The 22679-nt window shown below is 71.3% G+C and carries 24 protein-coding genes; 12 read left to right on the top strand and 12 right to left on the bottom strand.

Annotation, left to right across the window (positions count from 1 at the left end; translation table 11 throughout):
• Genes ON36_RS19625 through ON36_RS19615 form a run of 3 tightly spaced genes read right to left on the bottom strand, consistent with a single transcriptional unit; the run spans nt 1 to nt 2718 of the window.
• Nucleotides 1-429: a molybdenum cofactor biosynthesis protein MoaE gene (locus ON36_RS19625; protein ID WP_043655566.1), complete on the bottom strand. Its 429-nt coding sequence runs from the start codon at nt 427-429 to the stop codon at nt 1-3.
• Nucleotides 419-1417: a bifunctional molybdenum cofactor biosynthesis protein MoaC/MoaB gene (moaCB, locus tag ON36_RS19620; RefSeq protein ID WP_043655564.1), complete on the bottom strand. Its 999-nt coding sequence runs from the start codon at nt 1415-1417 to the stop codon at nt 419-421. The genes ON36_RS19625 and moaCB overlap by 11 nt, the downstream gene beginning before the upstream one ends.
• The gene (locus tag ON36_RS19615; protein ID WP_043655562.1) at nt 1414-2718 is read right to left on the bottom strand and encodes a molybdopterin molybdotransferase MoeA; all 1305 of its coding nucleotides are present in this window, start codon (nt 2716-2718) and stop codon (nt 1414-1416) included. The genes moaCB and ON36_RS19615 overlap by 4 nt, the downstream gene beginning before the upstream one ends.
• A 122-nt stretch (nt 2719-2840) precedes the next feature.
• On the opposite strand from ON36_RS19615, the gene moaA reads away from it, so the two are divergent.
• Both moaA and ON36_RS19605 read left to right on the top strand, forming a co-directional pair.
• Nucleotides 2841-3899 (top strand): GTP 3',8-cyclase MoaA, encoded by a 1059-nt coding sequence (gene moaA / locus ON36_RS19610; RefSeq protein WP_043655559.1) that lies wholly within the window; start codon nt 2841-2843, stop codon nt 3897-3899.
• Nucleotides 3892-4134, top strand: coding sequence for a MoaD/ThiS family protein (locus tag ON36_RS19605; protein ID WP_043655555.1), 243 nt, complete (start codon nt 3892-3894; stop codon nt 4132-4134). The genes moaA and ON36_RS19605 overlap by 8 nt, the downstream gene beginning before the upstream one ends.
• A 68-nt stretch (nt 4135-4202) precedes the next feature.
• Here ON36_RS19605 and nadE read toward each other — a convergent pair whose 3' ends face one another.
• Complete coding sequence (nadE, locus tag ON36_RS19600; RefSeq protein ID WP_043655551.1) at nt 4203-5027, bottom strand: NAD(+) synthase; 825 nt, start codon at nt 5025-5027, stop codon at nt 4203-4205.
• 4 nt (nt 5028-5031) lie between these two features.
• Nucleotides 5032-5682 carry a TetR/AcrR family transcriptional regulator gene (locus ON36_RS19595; RefSeq protein WP_083885247.1) on the bottom strand — a complete coding sequence of 217 codons (651 nt, stop codon included), beginning with the start codon at nt 5680-5682 and terminating at the stop codon, nt 5032-5034.
• Between the two features lie 97 nt (nt 5683-5779).
• Between ON36_RS19595 and ON36_RS19590 the strand changes: the two genes are divergently transcribed.
• The 4 genes from ON36_RS19590 to nrdE all read left to right on the top strand — a co-directional run bounded on the left by ON36_RS19590 (nt 5780) and on the right by nrdE (nt 9626).
• Nucleotides 5780-6346 (top strand): NAD(P)H-dependent oxidoreductase, encoded by a 567-nt coding sequence (locus ON36_RS19590; RefSeq protein ID WP_043655548.1) that lies wholly within the window; start codon nt 5780-5782, stop codon nt 6344-6346.
• A 396-nt stretch (nt 6347-6742) separates the two neighbouring features.
• Nucleotides 6743-6976, top strand: a complete 234-nt coding sequence (nrdH, locus tag ON36_RS19585) for a glutaredoxin-like protein NrdH (RefSeq protein ID WP_043655546.1) — start codon at nt 6743-6745, stop codon at nt 6974-6976.
• A gap of 41 nt (nt 6977-7017) precedes the next feature.
• On the top strand, nt 7018-7485 hold the full coding sequence (gene nrdI / locus ON36_RS19580; protein ID WP_043655605.1) for a class Ib ribonucleoside-diphosphate reductase assembly flavoprotein NrdI: 468 nt from the start codon (nt 7018-7020) through the stop codon (nt 7483-7485).
• 35 nt (nt 7486-7520) lie between these two features.
• Entirely contained in the window at nt 7521-9626 is a 2106-nt protein-coding gene (nrdE, locus tag ON36_RS19575) for a class 1b ribonucleoside-diphosphate reductase subunit alpha (RefSeq protein WP_043655542.1), read from the top strand.
• Between the two features lie 63 nt (nt 9627-9689).
• Here nrdE and ON36_RS19570 read toward each other — a convergent pair whose 3' ends face one another.
• The 3 genes from ON36_RS19570 to ON36_RS19560 all read right to left on the bottom strand — a co-directional run bounded on the left by ON36_RS19570 (nt 9690) and on the right by ON36_RS19560 (nt 12945).
• Nucleotides 9690-10163, bottom strand: a complete 474-nt coding sequence (locus tag ON36_RS19570; protein WP_043655539.1) for an RDD family protein — start codon at nt 10161-10163, stop codon at nt 9690-9692.
• 96 nt (nt 10164-10259) lie between these two features.
• Nucleotides 10260-11777: an endoglycoceramidase I gene (locus ON36_RS19565; RefSeq protein ID WP_083885245.1), complete on the bottom strand. Its 1518-nt coding sequence runs from the start codon at nt 11775-11777 to the stop codon at nt 10260-10262.
• A 175-nt stretch (nt 11778-11952) separates the two neighbouring features.
• A complete protein-coding gene (locus ON36_RS19560) occupies nt 11953-12945 on the bottom strand; it encodes an LLM class F420-dependent oxidoreductase (protein ID WP_043655536.1) in 993 nt (330 codons plus the stop codon).
• 149 nt (nt 12946-13094) lie between these two features.
• Here ON36_RS19560 and ON36_RS19555 point away from each other — a divergent pair, with 149 nt between their 5' ends.
• Together ON36_RS19555 and mgtE are read left to right on the top strand one after the other, a co-directional pair.
• Nucleotides 13095-13601 (top strand): hypothetical protein, encoded by a 507-nt coding sequence (locus ON36_RS19555; RefSeq protein WP_043655534.1) that lies wholly within the window; start codon nt 13095-13097, stop codon nt 13599-13601.
• A gap of 356 nt (nt 13602-13957) precedes the next feature.
• Nucleotides 13958-15427, top strand: coding sequence for a magnesium transporter (gene mgtE, locus ON36_RS19550; RefSeq protein ID WP_083885244.1), 1470 nt, complete (start codon nt 13958-13960; stop codon nt 15425-15427).
• A 3-nt stretch (nt 15428-15430) separates the two neighbouring features.
• Here the strand turns inward: mgtE and ON36_RS19545 are convergent, their stop codons facing one another.
• Nucleotides 15431-16375 carry a hypothetical protein gene (locus ON36_RS19545; RefSeq protein WP_043655531.1) on the bottom strand — a complete coding sequence of 315 codons (945 nt, stop codon included), beginning with the start codon at nt 16373-16375 and terminating at the stop codon, nt 15431-15433.
• Nucleotides 16376-16457: 82 nt separating this feature from the next.
• Entirely contained in the window at nt 16458-17408 is a 951-nt protein-coding gene (locus ON36_RS19540) for a hypothetical protein (protein ID WP_043655529.1), read from the bottom strand.
• 210 nt (nt 17409-17618) lie between these two features.
• Here ON36_RS19540 and ON36_RS19535 point away from each other — a divergent pair, with 210 nt between their 5' ends.
• The 3 genes from ON36_RS19535 (at nt 17619) to ON36_RS19525 (ending at nt 20438) form a co-directional block, all read left to right on the top strand.
• Nucleotides 17619-18077 (top strand): hypothetical protein, encoded by a 459-nt coding sequence (locus tag ON36_RS19535; protein ID WP_043655526.1) that lies wholly within the window; start codon nt 17619-17621, stop codon nt 18075-18077.
• Between the two features lie 610 nt (nt 18078-18687).
• Nucleotides 18688-19650 (top strand): class 1b ribonucleoside-diphosphate reductase subunit beta, encoded by a 963-nt coding sequence (nrdF, locus tag ON36_RS19530; RefSeq protein ID WP_043655524.1) that lies wholly within the window; start codon nt 18688-18690, stop codon nt 19648-19650.
• Between the two features lie 161 nt (nt 19651-19811).
• Entirely contained in the window at nt 19812-20438 is a 627-nt protein-coding gene (locus ON36_RS19525; RefSeq protein ID WP_043655521.1) for an ABC-2 transporter permease, read from the top strand.
• Between the two features lies 1 nt (nt 20439).
• Here the strand turns inward: ON36_RS19525 and ON36_RS19520 are convergent, their stop codons facing one another.
• The gene (locus ON36_RS19520; protein WP_043655519.1) at nt 20440-20877 is read right to left on the bottom strand and encodes a DoxX family protein; all 438 of its coding nucleotides are present in this window, start codon (nt 20875-20877) and stop codon (nt 20440-20442) included.
• An 82-nt stretch (nt 20878-20959) separates the two neighbouring features.
• On the opposite strand from ON36_RS19520, the gene ON36_RS19515 reads away from it, so the two are divergent.
• The gene (locus tag ON36_RS19515; protein WP_043655517.1) at nt 20960-21529 is read left to right on the top strand and encodes a TetR/AcrR family transcriptional regulator; all 570 of its coding nucleotides are present in this window, start codon (nt 20960-20962) and stop codon (nt 21527-21529) included.
• Between the two features lie 18 nt (nt 21530-21547).
• Here ON36_RS19515 and ON36_RS19510 read toward each other — a convergent pair whose 3' ends face one another.
• Complete coding sequence (locus ON36_RS19510) at nt 21548-22621, bottom strand: ABC transporter substrate-binding protein (protein ID WP_043655514.1); 1074 nt, start codon at nt 22619-22621, stop codon at nt 21548-21550.
• Nucleotides 22622-22679 lie beyond the last annotated feature (58 nt).

Here is a 22679-nt window from a genome sequence, read left to right as displayed (position 1 = left end):
TCAGCCGCAGGCGTTGACCCATTCGGACAGGCCGTCGGCGAAGAGCTGCCGCTTCCAGATGGGCACCTCGTGCTTGATCCGGTCGACCAGGGCCGCGCAGGTGGTGAAGGCCTCGGCGCGGTGCGGGGCCGCCACCGCGACCACGATGGCCAGGTCGCCGATGGTCAGCGGGCCGACCCGGTGCACCGCGGCCACCGGCAGCCCGCTCTCGGCGGCGAGGTCGGCGCAGCACCGGCGCAGGAAGCGTTCGGCCTCGGGATGGGCCGAGTACTCCAGCGCCGAGACGGCCTGGCCGCCGTCGTGGTCGCGCACCTTGCCGGTGAACACGACGACCGCGCCGTGTTCGGGCCCGGTCACCGCGGCCTCGGCCCGCGCCGGGTCGAGCGGCTGGTCGCTGATGGTCGCCAGGCGCACGTTGTCACTGGTCATGGTCGCCGCCTCCGGCTACTTGTGCGAGCAGGTGATCCAGGATCGGGGCGAGCACGGCGATGCCGTCCTTCACCCCGCCGGGGGAGCCGGGCAGGTTGACGATCACCGTCCGCCCCGCCAGCCCGGCGACACCGCGCGACAGCGCGGCGAGGGGGAACTTCGCGGTGCCCGCCTGCCGGATCGCCTCGGCCACCCCGGGCAGTTCCCGGTCGATCACGGCGAGGGTGGCCTCGGGGGTGGCGTCGCTGGGGGAGGCGCCCGTGCCGCCGGTCGTGACGATCAGCGCGGGCACGGTGCTCAGCGCGTCGGCCAGCCCGGCCGCGATCTCGGCGTCGGGGCGGACGAGCGGTCCGCGCACGGTGAACCCGGCGGTGTTCAGCCAGTCCACGAGCACCGGTCCGGTCGTGTCGGTGCGGGTGCCCGCCGCGGCGCCGGTGGAGGCGACCAGCACGACGGCCGTGCGCGCCCGCGGTCGCGCGGGGGCCGACTCCGGCGCGGGCGCGACGGCGGCCCCGTCCTCCGGACGCGCCCAGTGGCCGTGCTTGCCGCCCTCCTTGGTGAGCAGCCGCACGTCGGTGAGGACCGCGGCCGGGTCGACCGCCTTCACCATGTCGTGCAGGGTCAGCCCGGCCACGGCGACCGCGGTGAGCGCCTCCATCTCGACGCCGGTCTGCCCCTTGGTCTTCGCGGTGGCCTCGATGGTGACGGCGTCCTCGGTGAAACCGAACTCCACCTTCACCGACGACAGCGCCAGCTGATGACACAGGGGGATGAGCTCGGAGGTCTTCTTCGCGCCGCCGATCCCGGCCAGCCGCGCGGTGGACAGCACGTCGGCCTTGGGCATGCCGTCGGCGCGCACCAGCGCCACCACCTCGGACGTGGTGCGCAGCATGCCCGCCGCCACCGCGATCCGTGTCGTCTCGGCCTTCGCGCTCACGTCGACCATCCGCGCGCGCCCCTCGCGGTCCACATGGGACAACTCACTCATAGCGACCAGATTCGCACAGGGGCTCCCTCGGGCAGCGAGGTGACCTCGGCGGGCACGTCGACCAGGACCTCGGCCCAGGCCATCCCGGCGATCAGGTGCGAGCCGGGACCCGAGACCACCTCGACGCCGGACCCGCGGACGACCCCGCGCAGGAACTGGCGCCGCCCGGCGGGCGAGGACGCGATCGGTCCCAGCAGCGGCGCCTCCCGGATCTGCGGCGCGGGCAGCCCGCCGAGCTCGCGCAGCGCCGCGCGGGCGAAGACCTCGTAGGACACCATGGTGCTCACCGGGTTGCCGGGGAAACTCAGCACCGGCACGCCGTCGAGGATCGTGTATCCCTGCGGGCCGCCGGGCTGCACGGCCACCGGGCCGAACACCCCGCCCAGCGGCGCGAGCACGTCCTTGACCACCTCGAAATCGCCCTTGGACACCCCGCCGGAGGTGAACACCACATCGGCGGCGGCCACCGCCTCGCGCAGCAGCGCGGCGAACACGGCCGGATCGTCGACGCTGTGCGCCACGCGCACCACCGTCACCCCGTCGGCCTCCAGCGCGGCGGCGAGCGCGATGCCGTTGGAGTCGAAGATCTGCCCGGGCGCCAGTGCGCTTCCGGCGGGCCGCAATTCGTCCCCGGTGGTGATCACCATCGCCCGCGGCCGCCGGACGACCGGCACGGTGGGCAGCCCGACCGCGGCCAGCGCGGCGATGTGGCGTGGCGCGAGCACGGTGCCCCGCCGGGCGACCAGCGCGCCGACGCGGACGTCGGTGCCCGCCTCCCGGACGAATTCGCCCGCGTCCCTTCCTCGCTCGACGACGATCCGGTCCTCCGGCGTCGGGTCCGCGCCGCGGCGCGGAAGCGGGCCCTCGTCCCGGCCGCGCGCCCGGCCCGCGACCGCGACCGCCTCGGCGCCGTGTCCGTCGCTCGCCCGCCGCACGTCCTCCACCGGCACCACCGCGTCCGCGCCGGGCGGGATCGGGGCGCCGGTCATCACCTTGACCGCCTGGCCGGGACCGACCGGCGCCGCGCCGGGATTCCCGGCGGGCACCAGCCCCGCCACCGTCAGGGTCACCGGCGTCACAGTGACATCGGCGGCGCGCACGGCGTACCCGTCCATCGCCGAGTTCCGGAAGACCGGCAGGTCGATCGGGGAGCGCACGTCGTCGGCCAGCACCCGGCCCAGCGCGCCGGTCACCGGAACGGATTCCGCGGGCCGATCGGCCAGGTGCGCCAGCAGCCCGGCGACCGTCGCCCGGTAGTCGTCGACGGTCCTGGCCGGGGAGGAAGCGGGCCGGTGGTTCATGGGGTCAGCCTAGTGGAGCGGGCGGCCCGCTCGTCCGCTCGCGGCGGGCCGCGCGCGGGGAGGGTCGTGCGGTCGGCTCGTCGGGCCGTCGCGGCGTGACGCGGCCCGCCTATACTCGGCCTATGACGCTGGTCGATGTGGGGATTCCCGCCGTGCGGTCCGGGCGGCCCTCGACCGACGGTCGTCCCGACACGCCGCTGCTCGTCGACCGCTTCGGCCGCACCGCGCGTGACCTGCGGGTCTCCATCACCGAGAAGTGTTCGCTGCGCTGCACCTACTGCATGCCCGAGGAGGGCCTGCCGCCGATCCCGCGCGACGAGCTGCTCACCGCGGCCGAGATCGTGCGCCTGGTCACCCTCGCGGTGCGGGAACTCGGCGTGCGGGAGGTCCGCTTCACCGGCGGGGAACCGCTCATGCGGCGCGACCTGGAGGAGATCGTCGCCGGGTGCCACGCGGCCGAGCCCGGGCTGCCCATCGCGATGACCACCAACGGCGTCGGCCTCCAGCACCGGGCCGCGGCGCTGGCGGCGGCCGGGCTGACCCGGGTCAACGTCTCCCTCGACACCGTCGACCGGCTCGGCTTCGCCCGCCTCACCCGGCGCGACCGCCTCGACTCCGTGCTGGCGGGCATCCGCGCCGCCGCGGCCGCCGGCCTGGCGCCGATGAAGGTCAACGCGGTGCTCATGCGCGAAAATCTCGACGGCGCACCGGATCTGCTCGCCTGGTGCCTGGAGGCGGGCTGCGAGCTGCGCTTCATCGAGGAGATGCCCCTCGACGCCGACCACGAATGGGCGCGCACCGAGATGGTCACCGCCGCACGGCTTCTCGAGGTCCTCGGCACCCGCTTCACCCTGACCGAGGCCGGTCGCGCCGATCCGTCGGCGCCCGCCGAGACGTGGCTCGTCGACGGCGGCCCGGCCACCGTGGGCATCATCGCCACGGTCACCCGCAAGTTCTGCGACACGTGCGACCGCACCCGGCTCACCGCCGACGGCCGGCTGCGGTCCTGCCTGTTCAGCGACGAGGAATACGACCTGCGCGGCATCCTGCGCGCGGGCGCGACCGACGCCGAGATCGCCGAGCTGTGGCGCGGGGCGATGTGGCAGAAATGGGCCGGTCACGGCATCGACGCCGACGGCTTCGTCCCCCCCGAACGCACGATGGGAGCCATCGGTGGTTGAGATCCGCTACTTCGCCGCCATCGCCGACGCCGTCGGCAAGGACCGCGAAACCCTCGATCTCCCCGCGGAGGCCACCGTCGGCGACCTGCGCGCGACGCTGGCCGACACCTACGGTGCCGACCTGGAGAAGATGCTGACGGTCTGCGCCTACCTGGTCGGCGACGAACTCACCCGCGACCCGTCCACGGCGCTGACGCCGCGCGTCGACGTCCTGCCGCCCTTCGCGGGCGGCTGATCCGGGAAACGGCGCCGACAGCGCTCGGCCCCGGCGTTTGCCGAACGCCGGGGCCGAGCGCTACCCGGTCAGCGCCACCAGTCGTCGAGCGGGGTGACCGGCACCGTGCGCTTGTGCCGGGTGTTGCGGAAGATCTGTTCCAGCCTGGCGGCGACCTCGTCGGTCACCGGCTTGCCCTCGAGGTAGTCGTCGATCTCGCTGTAGCGCAGGCCGAGGGCCTCCTCGTCGGGCAGCGCGGGGCGGTCGTCCTCCAGGTCGGCGGTGGGCACCTTGGACCAGATGCTCGACGGCGCGCCCAGCTCCTGCAGCAGGGCCGCGCCCTGGCGCTTGGTGAGCCCGGTGAGCGGGGTCAGGTCGACGCCGCCGTCGCCGAACTTGGTGAAGAAACCGGTGACCGCCTCGGCGGCGTGATCGGTGCCCACGACCAGCAGGTTCTCCTGGCCTGCCAGCGCGTACTGGACGACCATGCGCTGGCGGGCCTTGATGTTGCCGCGGACGAAGTCACGCAGCCGCTCGACGTCGAGCCCGATCGCGGCCTCGCCGGAGACGGCGTCCGCGCCCGGACGGATGTCGACGACGACGGACCGGTCGGGGCCGATGAAGTTCAGGGCCACCTGGGCGTCGTGTTCGTCGGCCTGGACGCCGTAGGGCAGCCGGACGGCGAGGAAACTCGCCTGCCGCCCCTCGGCGCGCAGCTCCTCGACGGCGAGCTGGCACAGCCTGCCCGCCAGCGCGCTGTCCTGGCCGCCGCTGATGCCCAGCACGTACCCCTCGGCCGGGGTGGCGCGCAGATAGTCCTTGAGGAAGTCGACGCGTCGGCGGACTTCCTGCTTCGGCTCGATGGACGGCGCCACACCCAGCTCGGCGATGATCTGTTCCCGCAGGTTCCCCATGCCGTCACTCTACTGGCGCCGGGCCGGGCACACGCGCCCGAACGAGTTCTTCCCAGTTGTCGGCGATCTGCTCGCGGGTGAAGCCGAGCACCGAGATCTGGAAGGTCACCAGGTGCGCGGACAGGGTGGCCAGCAGGCTGTCGGCGAGCAGGGCCGGGGTGGGGGAGGCGTGCGCCTCGCGCAGCAGCATCATCACGTGCGCGCGGTGCAGCGCGTAGGGCGTGCCGCTGTAGCGGTCCTGGTTCTCCGCGGCGCGGTGCAGGTCGCTCTCCACCTCGATGTCGAGCAGGCGGACCCGGCCGAAGGCGACCAGCCGCTCGACGGCGGGGGCGCCGGGGCCGAGCGGCGGCGGGCCGAACATGAACGCGCCCTGGAACTGCTGTTCGGAGTGGTCGAGCAGCGCGAGCAGAAGACCGGTACGGTTACCGAAGCGCCGGAACACCGTCCCCTTGCCCACGCCGGCCCGCTTGGCCAGCGCGTCCATCGTCAGGCTGTCCACGCCGTGATCGCGGACGAGCTGCTGGGCGGCATCGAGCAGCAGCGCGCGATTGCGCGCCGCGTCCGCGCGTTCGGCCGGTTCCTCGCCCCCCGGCGTGCCGATCACCGAGAGCGGGACCGCCGTGTTCCCGTCCTCCGCGGCTGTGGGGTACCTCACACCGTTCACTCGACCTTTCCGGGAAGTAAGCGGACTTCGGTCCGGTTACACCTCGTGAAACTTCGGACACCCACCGACAAGTACACCAGGAGTCGTCATGACCGAGATTCGTATCCTCACCCTCGTCGGCAGCCTGCGTGCCGCCTCGATCAACCGCCAGCTGGCCGAGGCCGCCGTCCAGACCGCCCCCGAGGGCGTCGAGGTGAGCATCTTCGAGGGTCTGGCCGACATCCCGTTCTACAACGAGGACATCGACGTCGCGGGCGAGGTGCCCGCCGCCGCCCAGGCGCTGCGCGACGCGGTCGGCGCGGCCGACGCGGTCCTCCTGGTCACCCCCGAGTACAACGGCACCCTGTCCGCGGTACTCAAGAACGCCATCGACTGGGCCTCCCGCCCCTACGGCGCGGGCGCGATCAAGGAGAAGCCGGTCGCGGTGGTGAGCGCCTCGATCAGCGGCAACGCGGCCAAGTGGGCGCACGGCGACGCCGTCAAGGCGGTCGGCGTGGCCGGCGGCACGGTCGTCGAGGCCGCCACCGCGCACTTCGGCGGGATCGGCGAGCGCTTCGGTGCCGCGCACCCGCGCGAGGACGCCGAGGCCCTGACCCAGCTGGGCGCGACCGTGCACGAGCTGGCCGAAGCCGCTCGCGCGCGGGTGAGTGCGTAAGCTCCTCCCAGCCTCCCCGAAGGGGCGCCGCGTCCGGACCGGACGCGGCGCCCCTTCGGCGTGTCGTGGGGAGTTAGCTGAGGACTCGCCGGAGGCGGTTTCTGTGATGTGGGACACCGTCCGACCTGGGGCGGAATCGACTGTCCTGGGGCTTACGCCGGTGTAATCCGAACTTTGTCATTCGCAACATGTCGTGTTGGTCGATTCTGTCGGCCACTAGGTGTAGTGTCTGTCCTACCGGAAGACGGTGAGATACCGACGCAGTCCGTGCCCGACGGGAAGGGGTACGAACAGGGTTTTCTCCGCCGGATCTGGGAGTTTGCGCAGCAAGTACGGATCGTGCAGTTCGCAACGGATCACAGGCTGTGGATCAGGCATAGGAGAGAGGGACCTTTCATGACCATCACCGTGTACACCAAGCCCGCTTGCGTCCAGTGCAACGCCACCTACAAGGCCCTCGACAAGGTCGGCGTCTCCTACGAGGTCGTCGACATCTCCGAGAACGCCGACGCCCGCGACTACGTCATGGCGCTCGGCTACCTGCAGGCTCCCGTCGTCGTCGCCGGCGAGGACCACTGGTCCGGCTTCCGCCCCGACCGCATCAAGGCCCTGGCGACCGCCGCCGCCTGACGCGCGGCGTCGCCGCGTTCATCCGATGGGAGGTGCAGCGCATGTCCGGTTCCCCGGACGGCTCGCTGGTCTACTTCTCCAGCGCATCGGAGAACACGCATCGCTTCGTCGAGAAGCTGGGCATCCCGGCGACTCGCATACCACTGCACACCGCTGACTCGCTGCGCGTCGACGACCCGTACGTGCTGATCGTCCCCACCTACGGGGGCGGTCGGCACGTGCTGGGGGGCGACCGGTCCGACAAGGACTTCGTGCCGCGCCAGGTCGCCAAGTTCCTCAACGACCCGCACAACCGCGCCCTGCTGCGCGGGGTGATCGCGGCCGGCAATACGAACTTCGGCGATACGTATTGCTATGCGGGCAAGGTGATCTCCCGCAAGTGCGGGGTCCCCTACCTGTATCGCTTCGAACTCATGGGAACTGCTGAGGACGTCGCGCGCGTCCGAGAGGGATTGGGATTGTTTTGGCAACAGCAACGACAGCACCGGCCGGAAAGTCGGCCCGCCTAGAGGCGCCGGCGCACGGTGAGAGCTCCGGCGAGGTCATGGACTACCACGCCCTCAACGCGATGCTGAACCTCTACGGTCCCGACGGCAAGATCCAGTTCGACAAGGACCGCGAGGCCGCGCACCAGTACTTCCTGCAGCACGTCAACCAGAACACCGTCTTCTTCCACAACCTGGACGAGAAGCTGGACTACCTGGTCGACGAGAACTATTACGAGGCCGAGGTCCTCGACCAGTACTCGCGCGAGTTCGTCAAGAGCCTGTTCCAGCAGGCCTACGCCAAGAAGTTCCGGTTCCCGACCTTCCTCGGCGCGTTCAAGTACTACACCTCCTACACGCTCAAGACCTTCGACGGGAAGCGCTACCTGGAGCGCTTCGAGGACCGGGTCTGCATGGTCGCGCTCACCCTGGCGGGCGGCGACGAGGTCCTGGCCCGGCACCTGGTCGAGGAGATCATCGACGGCCGCTTCCAGCCGGCCACCCCGACCTTCCTCAACTCGGGCAAGAAGCAGCGCGGCGAGCCCGTCTCGTGCTTCCTGCTGCGCATCGAGGACAACATGGAGTCCATCGGGCGCTCGATCAACTCCGCGCTGCAGCTGTCCAAGCGCGGCGGCGGCGTCGCGCTGCTGCTGAGCAACATCCGTGAGCACGGCGCCCCGATCAAGAAGATCGAGAACCAGTCCTCCGGCGTCATCCCGATCATGAAGCTGCTCGAGGACTCGTTCTCCTACGCCAACCAGCTCGGCGCGCGGCAGGGCGCGGGCGCGGTGTACCTGCACGCCCACCACCCCGACATCTACCGCTTCCTCGACACCAAGCGGGAGAACGCGGACGAGAAGATCCGCATCAAGACGCTCTCGCTCGGCGTGGTGATCCCCGACATCACCTTCGAGCTGGCGAAGAAGAACGAGGACATGTACCTGTTCTCGCCGTACGACGTCGAGCGCATCTACGGCAAGCCGTTCGCCGACATCGACGTGACCGAGAAGTACTACGAGATGGTCGACGACAAGCGCATCCGCAAGTCGAAGATCAAGGCGCGCGAGTTCTTCCAGACCATCGCCGAGCTGCAGTTCGAGTCCGGCTACCCGTACATCATGTACGAGGACACCGTGAACCGGGCCAACCCGATCGCGGGCAAGATCACCCACTCGAACCTGTGCTCGGAGATCCTCCAGGTCTCCACGCCGTCGGAGTTCAACGAGGACCTGTCCTACGCGAAGGTCGGCAAGGACATCTCCTGCAACCTGGGTTCGCTCAACATCGCCAAGACGATGGACTCGCCGGACTTCGCCCAGACCATCGAGACCGCGATCCGCGCGCTCACCGCGGTGTCGGACCAGACCCACATCTACTCGGTGCCCTCGATCGAGCAGGGCAACAACGAGTCCCACGCCATCGGCCTCGGCCAGATGAACCTGCACGGTTACCTGGCGCGGGAGCGGGTCCACTACGGCTCCGAAGAGGGCATCGACTTCACCAACATCTACTTCTACACCGTCGTCTACCACGCGATCCGGGCCTCGAACCTGATCGCCAAGGAGCGCGGCACCGCCTTCGGCGGTTTCCCGGAGTCGAAGTACGCCAGCGGCGAGTACTTCGACAAGTACACCGACCAGGTGTGGGAGCCCAAGACCGACAAGGTCCGTCAGCTCTTCGCCGACGCCGGGGTGCGCATCCCGACCCAGGACGACTGGCGCGAGCTGAAGGCCTCGGTCATGGAGCACGGCATCTACAACCAGAACCTGCAGGCGGTGCCGCCGACCGGCTCGATCTCCTACATCAACCACTCCACCAGCTCGATCCACCCGGTGGCGTCGAAGATCGAGATCCGCAAGGAAGGCAAGATCGGCCGCGTCTACTACCCGGCGCCGTACCTCGACAACGACAACCTCGAGTACTACGACGACGCCTACGAGATCGGCTACGAGAAGATCATCGACACCTACGCCGCGGCCACCCAGCACGTGGACCAGGGCCTGTCGCTGACCCTGTTCTTCAAGGACACCGCCTCCACCCGCGACCTCAACAAGGCCCAGATCTACGCCTGGCGCAAGGGCATCAAGACGCTCTACTACATCCGTCTCCGCCAGATGGCCCTCGAGGGGACCGAAGTGGAGAACTGCGTGAGCTGCATGCTCTGACGCGATGTGCGGGCGAGGGTGCGGTTCCTCCGGGAACCGCACCCTCGTCTCGTCGCGGGGTCCTCAGGGCAGCAGGATCCAGGCCAGCGCGTGGAACGCGCCCACGAACCAGTGCCGCACGAGGCGGCCGAACGACAGCGCCGAGTGGTCGGCCGCCCGCAGGGCGAGGCCGAACGGCGCCTTGCCCAGGGTGGTGCCCCACCGCCACTGGATCAGGGTGCGGTGGGTGAACGACGCCGCGATCCAGGCGAGCACGCCCGCGCAGCCCGCCGCCGCGGCGCCGAGTCCGGCCCCGGCCGCGAGCCCGACGCCCACCGCGCCGCCGATCGCTAGATGCAACGCGATGTCGAGCAGCATCGAACACAGGGTGAGCAGTACCGGTTCGGAGCCGTCGGCCCGGATGATCACGACATCGGCCACCCGGCGCCCCGGGTCCTCCGCGCCCGTCGGCACGAAGCGCAGCCCCCCGTCGTCATCACGCACGTAGCGCTTGCTCAGCGCGTCGTGCTCACGCTGCCGTTCCCCCTGATCGGTCATACCGCCACGGTAGAGCAGCGCGTCGAATCGGGCGATGCCACCGCGACATTCGCGCACGGCGTGCGCGGGTGACGTGGGGCCGGGCCCGCGCGAGGTTCAGCCCGCCGACCCGGTGGGCAGGCGCGGGAGCCCGGCGGACGAACCACCGCCGCCCCCGGAGGGCAGCTCGGCCCCCGCCGACCCGGGACGGTGGATCCGCACGGTGACCTGCGCCGCGCCGTCGGCGACGACGATGACCACCGCGGCGCCCGCGGCGGAGGTGACGGTGCCGCCGGTCACCCGGACCTCGTAGCCGTCGGGATAGGCGAGCGAGGACACCGAGATCTCGGTCGGCGCCGTGGCGGCGCGCGGGGTGTAGCGGTAGGCGAAGTCGCCGGTGGCGGCGTCGTAGACCATGCGGTCGGGTGTCCCGGCCGTCGCCCGCGGATAGGTGCGCACCAGCTGGGCGCCGGTCTCGCCGTGGAACGGGTCCTGGCCGGAGCGGACGTGCCAGTAGTGCCAGCCGGTGAAGCGCTCGTCGGCGCGGGTGACGGTGTTGTGCAGGACCGTCGGGTCGCCGTCACCGAATTCGGTGACCACGGTCGGGATGTCGGTGCGCGCGGTGAACGCGTCGATGTTGGCCCAGGTCTTGTCCTGCTGCGGGCCGCACAGGGCGCGCAGTTCCTCGGGCAGGCCGAGATAGATGGCGAGCTGGCTCGGGATGCAGTAGTCGTGCGGGGAGAACACGATGCCGCGGCCGGTGATCGGCGGGTTCTTGCCGAGGTGGCTCGGCATGGTCTCGTTCCAGGTCACGTTGGGCTCCCAGAACACCGGCACCGCGGCGTTGCGCGCCCGGACGGCGTCGGTCAGCTTCTGCAGGGCGCGTTGGTATCTCGCGTCGAAGTCCGGGCAGCCGTCGGGGTAGCAGGACAGGAACGCCGACCCCGGCCACGGCTCGTTGAGCAGCTCGATGCCGGCGACGCCCGGGTGGCCGTCGACGCGGGCGGCGAGCGCGCCGAGCGCCGTGCCGAGGTGGTCGAGGACGCCGTAGGTGTTGTGCCACACCTCGTCCCAGCCCGCGTTCATGCTCGGCATCAGGTAGTACAGCGGGAAGCCGGGGTTGGGCTCGCCGTCGGCGGGTCGGGCCCGGATCGCCCATTCCGGGAACCCGTTGCCGTGCCAGATCTCCGACAGCCCGTCCTGGTGATTGTCGAGCAGGGTGTAGAGGCCGTGCGCGGCCAGCCGGTCCACGATCGCGGCGACCCGGTCGAGGTAGGCGGTGTCCACGACGCCCTCGGTGGGCATGAGCCCGTCGAAGGAGACCCCGAGCCGCACCGTGTCGAATCCGCGCCCCGCCAGCAGGGCGGCGTCGGCGTCGGTGAGGGTGAAGCCGTCGTCGGGGTACAGATAGGGCGCGTCCTTGTCGACCGTGTTGACGCCGTGCAGCAGCACCGTGCGCCCGTGCCCGTCGATCAGGGCCGCGCCGTCGGTGTGCAGCGGGCTGAGCGGCGTCGCCGGGGTGGCGCCCGCGGGCGTGCCCGTGCCCATCGTCGCGATGATCAGCGCCGCCGCGCCGGCCAGCCGCGACAGCCGCCCCGATGTCCGCGCCCCCGTGCTGCCCCTGCGTGTGCCCATGCCCGTCCGACCTCGTTCCGGCGGATCCGACCGTGCAGTTGAACGGTTGTCCAGATCCGTTGGGGTCAGAACATAGCCCGCCCCGGGCGCCGCGGGCGCGGATTCGGCGGGATCGGTGCCCACCCGGATCGACGCGCGAGGAGGACCGCCCGGTGACGGGCGGCCCCCGGCGCCCTCAGGCGAGGGCGGGCAGCACCTCCCGTTCGAACAGCTCGATCCCGGAGGTGTCGTAGGCCGCCTCGGGGAAGTTGAAGATCGCGTACTCGAGCCCGAGACCGGCGACCGCCGAGAGCCGTTCGGCGATCTGCTCCGGCGTGCCGACGGCCGCGCTGGCGCCGAACTGCTCCTGCACGCGGGCCCGCGCGTCGTCGGGACCCAGGAACGCGGCGTAGCGCTCGACGACGGTCTCGAGGCGCTCGCGCACCTCGGCCTCGGTGCTGCCCACGACGGCGTTGAAGTTGGAACTGCGGGTGATCGCGCCGAAATCGGTGCCGACCTCCGCGCAGTGTTCGCGCAGGATCTCCGACTTGCGGGCGAACTCGGCGGGCTCGCCGCTGAAGTTGGTGTAGTCGGCGTACTTCGCGGCGATCCGCAGCGTCTTCTTCTCGCCGCCGCCCGCCACCCAGATCGGGATACCGTTCTCCTGCAGGGGCTTCGGATGCACGATGGCGTCGTCGACCTGGTAGTGGCGCCCGTCGAGGGTCGCCCGGCCGGTCTGCCAGGCCTGGCGGAAGATCTGCACGCCCTCGTCGAGGCGGCCCAGCCGTTTCCCGGCCGAGGGGAAGCCGTAACCGTAGGCGCGCCACTCGTGCTCGTACCAGCCGCCGCCGATGCCCATCTCGACGCGGCCGCCCGAGATGAGATCGACCGTCGCGGCCACCTTGGCCAGGTAGGCGGGGTTGCGGTAGCTCATGGCGGTACACATCTGGCCGAGTCGCACCCGGGAGGTGGTGGCCGCGAACGCCGACATCAGCGTCCACGCCTCGTGGGTCGCCTCGTCGGTGGGCACCGGCACGGTGTGGAAATGGTCGTAGACCCAGATCGACTCCCACGCCGGAAGGTTGTCGAAGCGCTGGGCCAGCTCACGCATCACCCCCCACTGGTCGGCGGGCTCGATTCCCACCAGGTCGAGCCGCCAGCCCTGCGGAACGAAGATGCCGAAGCGCACAGGTTTCTCCTGTTCTGTGTTCGAGGTGTCACTCCACTCTCGCCATCCGGACCCTCGATCGGCAACGGTTCCGCGCGGGGCGCGCCGAATCCTGGACCGGCCGAAATACGGTGGCGGCCGCACGGCCGCGACGGGCATGCTGGCCGTGTATGAACGATATGCGTGAACCGAGGCTCGGCGTGGATTTCGGCCGGGTCATCCAGGGGGCGGCGCTCGCGCCGGGGGCCGCGGACACGGTGTTCCTGTCCGGCGGCGACGACGAGGCGATGCGGACCCCACCGAGCCCCGGCGCCTTCGAGGCGCTCGCCCGGCTCACCGAGCGGTTCGGCGGGCGCGTGTGGGTCATCTCCAAGTGCGGTCCCCGCGTCGAGCGGCGCACCCGCGACTGGCTCGCCCACCACGACTTCGCCGGACGCACCGGCGTCCCCGCCGGGCACCTGCGGTTCTGCCGCACCCGCGCGGGCAAGGCGCCGCACTGCGCCGAGCTGGGCATCACCGACATGATCGACGACCGGCTCGACGTCCACCGGGCCCTGCGCGGCCTCGTGCCCCGGCTGTACCTGTTCGGCGCGCAGTCCGGGCCCGCTCCCGACTGGGTGACGCCGACGCCGACCTGGGCGGACGTCGCCCGCGAATTCGGCCTCGCGCGGGGGTGACCGGTACCACTGTGACCAGTGGTACGCCAGTGCCAAGGTGAAACATCGGGCGCTCACCTGTACTCTGCAGGTGGAGGGGTGTGCCAGGCACACGAAGCGGATCTGCAGTGGTCTTCCGACCTGCAGCGGCGACGAGGAGGTGGTGTTGCATGCGCAGCGAACCCCCCAGTCGAAGGCCGCGCGGCGTCGCCCCTTCGATCTGTCGCTGATCGTCCCGGCTCGGTCCCGGGCGTGACAATCGCCGGGGTGGACGCCCGCGGTGCGTCATCGTCACCCGATCCACTCCCGTTCGCATGCCGATCCCCCCGTCGCGGGGCCGACCGGTGTGCGCGGAGCTCCGCGTCCGAGGAATCGTCATGTCGCAGATCGATCTCGTAGAAGGCCGTCCGACCACCGCAACCGCCGTCGCGCCGGCCGAACCGGAAGCCGTTGCGCGCGAGGCGAACACGATCACCGACCCGGTCGACGACGCCGCCCTGGCCGACGCCCTGGCGGTCCTGTCGGCCTCGTCGCAGGACATCGTGCGCACCCACCGCGTCGACGCGCTGCTCGACTGGCTGGACAACCGCCCGCCGCACGTCATCGCCGACGCGCTCGCCCGCATGGACGCCGTGCAGGCAGGCGTGGTGTTCCGGCTGCTGGACAAGGACCGCGCGATCACCGTGTTCGAGGAACTCGAACCGGTCGACCAGCAGCAGATCCTGGCGGGCATGCGCGACCAGAGCTTCCGCGACCTCGTCGAGGCCATGGACCCCGACGACCGCGCCCGCATGCTGCGCGAGACCCCCGCTAAGGTGGCCAAGAAGGTCCTCGCCGGCCTCAGCCCCCGCGAGCGCCGGATGACCGCGGCGCTGCTCGGCTACCCGGAGGGCTCGGTCGGGCTGTACATGACCCCCGAGGTCGTCGCGCTGCCCGGAAACCTCACCGTGGCCCAGGCGCTGGGCACCGTGCGGGCCAAGGGCGGCAACGCCGAGACCGTCTACACCCTGCCGGTGGTCGACAGCGGCCGCAGGCTCACCGGCATCGTCGAGCTGCGCGAGCTGGTCCTGCACGCCCCCGAGGCGAGCGTGTCCGAACTCGTGGTCACCGAGCCGGTGTTCGTGCGCGCCGCGGACTCGGCGGAGAAGGCCGCGCGCCTGATGAGCTCCACCAACATCCTCAACCTGCCGGTCGTCGACAGCGAGGACCGCCTGGTCGGGCTGCTCACCATCGACGACGCCATGGAGGTCCTGGAGGCCGCCGACAGCGAGGACGTGGCCAAGCAGGCGGGCTCGGCGCCGTGGGCCGGGCACTACATGGCGGCCGGCGTCTTCCAGCTGGCCCGCTACCGGGCGCTGTGGCTGCTGCTGTTGCTGCTGGCCGCGACCCTGACGGTCAGCGTGACCGGGTTCTTCGAGACCACCCTGGAGCAGGCGGCCAGCCTGGCGCTGTTCATCCCGCTGCTCATCGGCGCGGGCGGCAACGCCGGCGCCCAGGCGGCCACCGCGTGCGTGCGCGCGCTGGCGGTCGGTGAGGTCCGGGTCTCGGACCTGTTCAAGGTGATCTGGCGCGAATGCCGGGTCGGCCTGGTGCTGGGCGCCATGCTGGCCGGGGCGGGCGCGATCATCGGCGCGTTCTTCGTCGGTCCGGCCATCGCCGCGGTCGTCGGGATCACCCTGGTGCTGATCTGCGGCTGGGCGGCCACCATCGGCGGCACCATGCCGCTGCTCGCCAAGAAGCTGGGGATCGATCCCGCGGTGGTGTCGGCGCCCATGGTCACCACGCTGGTCGACGCGACCGGCCTGATCATCTACTTCACCACCGCCAAGCTGGTGCTCGGGCTCTGAGGGTCAGCGGGCCGGGAACAGCGCGAGCACCCGGCCCATCACCTCGCGCGCCACGGGATCGGTGCGCGCGGCGACCTCCACCACCGGGATCCGGGGGCCGGAATCGGTGGTGCCGGGCGGTAGCTCGGGCCCGACCGCCGCGGTGAACAGCGGGATCGTGGCGTCGTAGATGGATTCCGAACGCTGCACGGGCCTGCCGTCGATCTGCTCACCGTGCCCGCGCGCGGTGAGCGAGGAGGGCACCCGGTACTCGTAGGTGACGATGACGTCCTCGCCGCGGTACCCGAACCGGCAGGCGTTGAGCCGGGGCGGACCGACCTCGCCGGACCCGGGCAGCGACGCGCGCACCGCGCACGGGTCGGCCCCGAGCAGGACGGTCTTCTGCGTGTCCGGCGAGGTGCCCTGCGGCGGGCCCGCCAGCCAGTTGGCGACCATGTCGGGGACCAGCTTCTCGGCGATCACGCACGCGTCGCCGCCCGCGGGCACGCTCGTGCCCAGGTAGAACGCGGCGCCGGACGGGAAGCGCACGGTCGCCCCGCAGGCCTGGGGCGTGCCCTGCTCCCGGTCGGGCACGACCCGCACCGCGGCGCCGCCGGTCTGGAATTCCATCCCCCGGCCCGGCGGCATCGCGTCCGCCAGCAACATCGACGACCAGTACAGCCGGGTGGCGCCGCCGTCGCCGAGGTCGGCGTTGCAGGTGTAGAGGCCGGTCGTCACCTCGCCGACCGTGCCGATCTTCGCCAGCCGCTCGCGCGGGGCCAGCGCGCACACGTCGAGTTCGCGCACGGCCTGCGCCACCCCGTACCGATCAGCGGTTTCCGGGGCGGGCGTGGTCCAGAAGGCGGCCGGGCGGATCGGCCCGGCGGGCGCCGCCGACTCGGCCGGATCGCCGCCGCACCCGGCGGCGGCGAGGAGCACGGCCACGGCCAGCAGCACCTTGCGCGCCATCCCGTGCTCCCGTCTGCGACTCGATCGCCTCGTCCCGCCGTCGAGTCTGCCGCCCCGGGCAACCTCCGCGCAAACCCGCGTGTCACTGCGCGGGGAACAGGGCCAGTTCCTGGCCGAGCACCTCCTCGGCGACGGCGTTCGACCCGGCGATGACGTCGATGACCGGGACCACCGGCCCCGTCGGGGCCGGGCCCCCGGTGGCCTCGGGCGTGGCCGTGCCGGGCAGTTCCGGTCCGACCACCGCGGCGTAGGAGCTCATCGCGGTCCCCTCGGGGACCTCGGAACGGTAGGCGGTCCGGGAACCGACCGGGACCGCGGTCCTGCCCTGCTCGACGTAGGGGCGCGCCCGGTACTCGAGATTGACCACGACGTCCTCGCCCTTGTAGCGGAAACCGCACGCGGTCAGCTGGACCTGGCCCAGATCCTCGGTGCCGGAAAGCTTCTCGCGTACCGCGCAGGGGTCGGCGCCGAGCAGCGCGGTGCGCACCGTCTCGGGCGCGGTGCCCTGGGCGGGCGCGGCCACCCAGCGCTTCAGCATGCCCGGCATCAGCTTCTCGGCGACGCCGCACGCCGCGGCCGGATCGGTGGTCGTGGCGCCCAGGTAGATCGCGGCGCCCGACGGATAGCGGGCGGTGACCCCGCACCCGGTGCCCGGCACCGTGCGGACCGCGACGTCGCCGATCTTCTTCTCGGTGCCGCGATCGGCGGGCACCGGATCGGGCAGCACCATCGACGACCAGGTCAGCGTGGTGCCGCCGGCCAGCTTCGCGTCGCACGAGTACAGCGAGTCGCCGGTGACCGACTGCACCGCCCCGGCCTCGGCCAGCGCGTCGCGCGGCAGCAGGGCGCACACGTCGATCTGCCGGGCCGCCCCGGCCACCGCGGCCCGCTGCTGTTCGGTCGTCGCCGGGGCCGACCAGAACGCCGGGTCCGGCGCCCCGGCCCCGGCCGCCGCCGACGTGGTCTCCTCCGACCCACCACACCCGGCCACCACGCACACGGCCGCCACGGTGAGAACGAGCTTGCGATACATCCATACCCCCATGCTCGAAAACCGCTGGTGCCCGGACGGGCACGCGCGTGGAGTGTGCCCCGCGAGGCCGTCGGCGCGCAAAAACGGCGCGGCGATTCACGCGCGTCGCGGTGGGCCGGGCGGAGGGGTCGCGCCGGCCAGGAGCAGCCGTCAGCGTCGCATGCCGATCGGCACTTGGCACAACTTCTGAAAAAATTCATAATTGGTGGCATGGCCACCGAAGTGCAGTGGAGCGACCTGCAACGAGATCCCAAACAGGTCGCGCAACTGGCCGACGAAGGAACGGTGCGGGTGCGTCGGCGAGACGGTGCGCCGTTGCTGCTGGTCCGCGAGGACCAGGTCACGGCGGCGTCCGAGGGCTCGGTCACCGCCGCGCGAGCCTTGCGCAATGTGCTGGCGCACCTGCCGCACGACATCGCCGCCCGTGCTCTGGTGGATGAGTTTCCCTGGGTGGATGTGCTGCCCGAGGACTCGGCCCGCCAGTTCGTCCACGACTTCGCCCGTGCTTTCCAGGCCTCCGCGGAATTGGGAGAGTGGTCGGTGCTCGCCCAGACGATCCGTGAATGGCGTAGTACGGCAGCGGTCTTTGCCGATCCGGCGCTGGCGAGAGCGTTGAGTGAACCTATCGAAGGTGATTTCGGCGCGGTGCTCGCACCGGTGGATGAGTGATGCCTGCCGAGCGTGGCGATCGGGTGACCCCGCCCGCTCGGCCGGGTGGTTGGGACGCGCGATTCGCGACGTCCGAAGCCGCCAAGGGATGGGAGGACCTGTGCCGGTCCGCGCGATCCAATACCTGGGAGGCTCGGATCGTATTGACCGAGCGTCCCGAGGACCCCGAGAACCCGGCTCGTCAACATCGGTTACGTGGTCCGTTCGCGAAACGCGCGGTCGGCGGACGCGATCTGCCCCAGTGGCAGTACGAGGTAACCGCCGGCGGCCGGATCTGGTACTGCCCCGATTCCGTCAACCGTGTTGTCTGGGTCGTGTTCGCGGGATCGGGACACCCGAAGGAGACGGAGTAGCACGCGGGAGCGTGGCACACCGGTGCGCTGTCGCCCGGAACGTGTGGTCCCGCGGTGTCGGTGTTTGGATGGTTCGGCGCGTGCCGCACAATAGGGGGCCGCGCGTGGGCGCGCGGGACGGTTCGGAGCCGGGGCGAAACGCGGGTGCGACACAACCCCTTGTGCCACGAATTGATCGAGCCCACAAGGTGTAGTGTTCCGGGGTGAGGCACGGGTGTGTCGCGCGTCGGGCGAGGTCGGAAAGGTGTGGAGGCGGAATGAAACTGATCGATCGGGTTAGCGCCATCAACTGGAATCGGGTGCCCGACGAGAAGGACGCCGAGGTCTGGGACCGGCTGACCGGAAACTTCTGGCTGCCGGAGAAGGTGCCGGTGTCCAACGACATCCCCTCGTGGAACACGCTCACCGCCGAGGAGAAGCAGCTGACCATGCGGGTCTTCACCGGCCTGACGCTGCTGGACACGATCCAGGGCACGGTCGGCGCGGTCTCGCTGATCCCCGACGCGCTGACCCCGCACGAGGAGGCGGTGTACACCAACATCGCGTTCATGGAGTCGGTGCACGCCAAGAGCTACAGCTCCATCTTCTCCACCCTGTGCTCGTCGAAGGAGATCGACGAGGCGTTCCGGTGGTCGGAGGAGAACCGCAACCTGCAGCGCAAGGCCGAGATCGTCCTCTCGTACTACAACGGCGAGGACCCGCTCAAGCGCAAGGTCGCCTCCACGCTGCTGGAGAGCTTCCTGTTCTACTCCGGCTTCTACCTGCCGATGCACTGGTCCTCGCGGGCCAAGCTGACCAACACCGCCGACATGATCCGCCTGATCATCCGCGACGAGGCCGTGCACGGCTACTACATCGGCTACAAGTACCAGAAGGGCCTCGAGCAGGTCTCCGCGGCCGAGCGCGACGAGCTCAAGAACTACACCTTCGAGCTGCTGTTCGAGCTCTACGACAACGAGGTCGACTACACCCAGGACCTCTACGACGGTGTCGGCCTGACCGAGGACGTCAAGAAGTTCCTGCGCTATAACGCCAACAAGGCGCTGATGAACCTCGGCTACGAGGGCCTGTTCCCCAAGGACGAGTGCGACGTCAACCCGGCGATCCTGTCGGCCCTGTCGCCCAACGCCGACGAGAACCACGACTTCTTCTCGGGCTCGGGCTCGAGCTACGTCATCGGCAAGGCGGTCAACACCGAGGACGAGGACTGGGACTTCTGAGTCCTGTCCGGCAGTGAACGGCGGCGCCCCTCGGGTGCCGCCGTTCGGCGTCTCCGGGACCGGATCGTCACCGGACAGGGCCGATGTCGGTGCCGCATCGTGACCGCGGCCGGGCTTACCGTGGGAGCGGACCAGTCGCCGGGGGTGTGGAGAGGGACGCCATGAACGGGCTCGTGATCGCGATCGTCGGCCTGCTGCTGTGCTTCTACGGGGTCCGGTCGGTGCACCTGGGGATCCTGGCGATCGGCTTCGGCCTCGGCTGGCTGATCACCGACCTGTTCACCACCTCGTTCTGGACCTCGCTGCTGTTCGCGCTGATCGGCGCGGTCACCGCCTGGGTGGTGACGACGCTGGTGTTCAAGTTCTCCGCGTACTTCATCGGCGGCCTGACCGGTGCGATGGCGGGCGCGAAGCTGGCCGCGGTGCTGCAGCCCGGCGACCCGAACTGGGCGCTGAGCATGATCGTGGTGCTCGCGGTCTGCGTGGCGGGCGCGTTCCTGGCCGACAAGTTCCGGGCGCGGGCGCTGCTGTGGCTGACCTCGATCGGCGGCGCGAGCATGATCCTGGCCGGCGTGAGCCGGTTCGACGACTCGCTGAACTTCCTGAGCCATCCCGCCGAGGGCTGGCAGCAGGTCGCCTCGACGCTGTGCTGGATCGCGCTGTCGGTCGCCGGCTGGGTCACCCAGCGGCACCTGTTCGCCGAGCGGCTGGGTATCCAGCACCTGGCGGGCGACGACGATCAGCGCAAGGACCCGAGCAAGTACAACGGCGGCTGGCCGAACGGCTAGGTCAGCCGAGCGCCACCACCGCGCACGCGGCAAGGAACAGCACCTGCAGCGCGGTGCGGGCGGGGAGCGGCATGCTCTTGACGCCCACGTCCGCGCGCGCGGCGCGCACGTTCGCCGGGAACATCGCCAGCAGCAGCGCGAACAGGCACCAGGCCGCGAGCGCCGAGGTCGCCGGGATCAGCAGCCCGACGGCGCCCGCCAGTTCGAGGACGCCGGTCAGGGTGACCAGCGCGGCCGCGTTCGGCAGCCGCGGCGGCACCATGGCGACGAGGGCGTCGCGGCGGGGTGGCAGGAAGTGCGCCGAGGCGGTGAGCGCGAACATCGCCGCGAGTCCGGCGGCGAGCGCGTGGGGCCAGGAGTCGGGCCAGCTCAGGTCGGTGAGCAGGCCGAGCAGGCGGGTGAGGACGGTGACGGCGGCGAGAACGACGAAGGGGGCCATCGGAACTCCAATCTTGACACTGACTAGATTGGCACCGGAGCGGGAACTTGTCAATGACAAGTTCGTCGGCCAGGATCGGGGAATGACCAAGACCGGCTATCACCACGGCGATCTGCGCGCGGTCCTGCTCGAATCGGCCGCCGAGCAGATCGCGGCCGAGGGCATCGAGGCGGTGTCGCTGCGGGCCCTCGCCCGGCGCGCGGGCGTCTCGCACGCGGCCCCCGCGCACCACTTCGGCGACCGCGCCGGGCTGTTCACCGCGCTGGCCGTGCAGGGCTTCGACCGCCTCGCTGCCGAATTGGCGGCTGCGGGAGACGATTTCGGCGAGGTCGCGATCGCCTATGTCCGGTTCGCGCTGGCCGAACCGGGCCGATTCGCGATCATGTACCGCGGCGAGGTCCTGCACGCCGACGACCCCGAACTCCGCGCCGCCCGGACCCGTTCGGGGGCGGCGCTGCGCGCGGGCGTCACCGGACTCGACCCCGGCGCGTCGCCCGACCGGCAGCGCGCCGCGCGCCTGGCCGCCTGGTCCCTGGTCCACGGCTTCGCCAGCCTGTGGCAGGAGGGCGCCCTCGCCGGCTCCGAACTGGCCACGACCGCCGACCCCGAAGACCTCGCCCGCGCCATGCTGGCGACCGTGCGCCTGGGCTGACCGCCGGTCGCGGCCGGATCAGTCGGTGACGTAGCCGTTGAGGCTGCGTCGCAGGTCGGTGACCACCGCGCGGGCGGCGGTGAGGCCGTGGGCGTGCCAGACGGTGTCGTCGACGGCGAAGACGCGGCGGTCGGTGGCGGCGCCGAGCTTCTTCCACTCGTCCGACCGCATGACCTTCTTGCCGTGGTCCTCGCCCTCGGCGCTGTCGAACATCACGTAGATGATGTCGCCCTCGGCCTCGGTGTCGAGCTCGCCCGCGGGGATGTCGAAGGAGCCCGCGCGCTGGGCGGTCGGCCGCTGCACGCCGGTGTCGGACAGGACCTGCGCGGCGAAGGTGTCGGCGCCCTGGACCTGGGTCGCGGTGGGGGAGAAGCGCAGCACCGACGCCTGGGACTGGCTCGCGTTGATCGCGATGCCGGTGTCGCGGGCCTCGGCGAGGTACGCGTCGAGCGCGGCGCGGGCGGCGGTGGCGCGGTTCATGCCCGCCGCGTAGGCGGCGAAGTCGGACTGCCAGCTGCCGTAGCCGCCGACCAGCACGGTCGGCGCGAGGGCGGCGAGGGCGTCGTAGCCCGCGGCCGGGGCGACGTCGCCGAGGATGAGATCGGGCTTCAGCGCGGCGATCTGCGCCGGGTCCGGCTGACCGCCGAGCACGCCGACGCTGGGCACCTTCAGCACCCCGGTGCCGAGGTACATCGGCTGCGGGCGCGGGCCGGGCAGGGTCGAGGCGCCGACCACCCGCTCCCACAGGCCGAGGGCGCAGGCGGCGTCGAGCGCCGCGGCGGACAGCACCACGATCCGCTGCGGGTCGGCGGGCACCTGGGCGACGCCCGCGGTGTGGGTGACCGCGCGGGTGCCGCCGGTGGTGTCGGGCGCGCTGGGCAGCGGGCAGGCCGTAGCGGTGTCGCGGTCGGTGCCGACCACGCCCGCGCCGGCGATGTTGGTGGTGGTCCGCACGATGCTCGCGGCGTCGTCCGGCGCGTCCGAGCAGCCGGCCACGACCAGGACGGCGCCGACCGCCGCGGCGGCGACGGCCAGGGTCCGCGCGGGACGGCGGGAGGCGGACGTGCGGCGGAATCGGAGGCTCACCGGCATGCGCACGAGGGTACTGGGCCCGCCCGCCGGGCCGGCGGGGGGTGCGCCGCCGGGGAAC

Origin of the sequence: Nocardia thailandica NBRC 100428 (assembly GCF_000308795.1) — a bacterium.
Lineage (GTDB): Bacteria > Actinomycetota > Actinomycetes > Mycobacteriales > Mycobacteriaceae > Nocardia > Nocardia thailandica.
The sequence above is the reverse complement of the archived record's forward strand: the minus strand, read 5'-3'. Positions and strand labels throughout refer to the sequence as shown.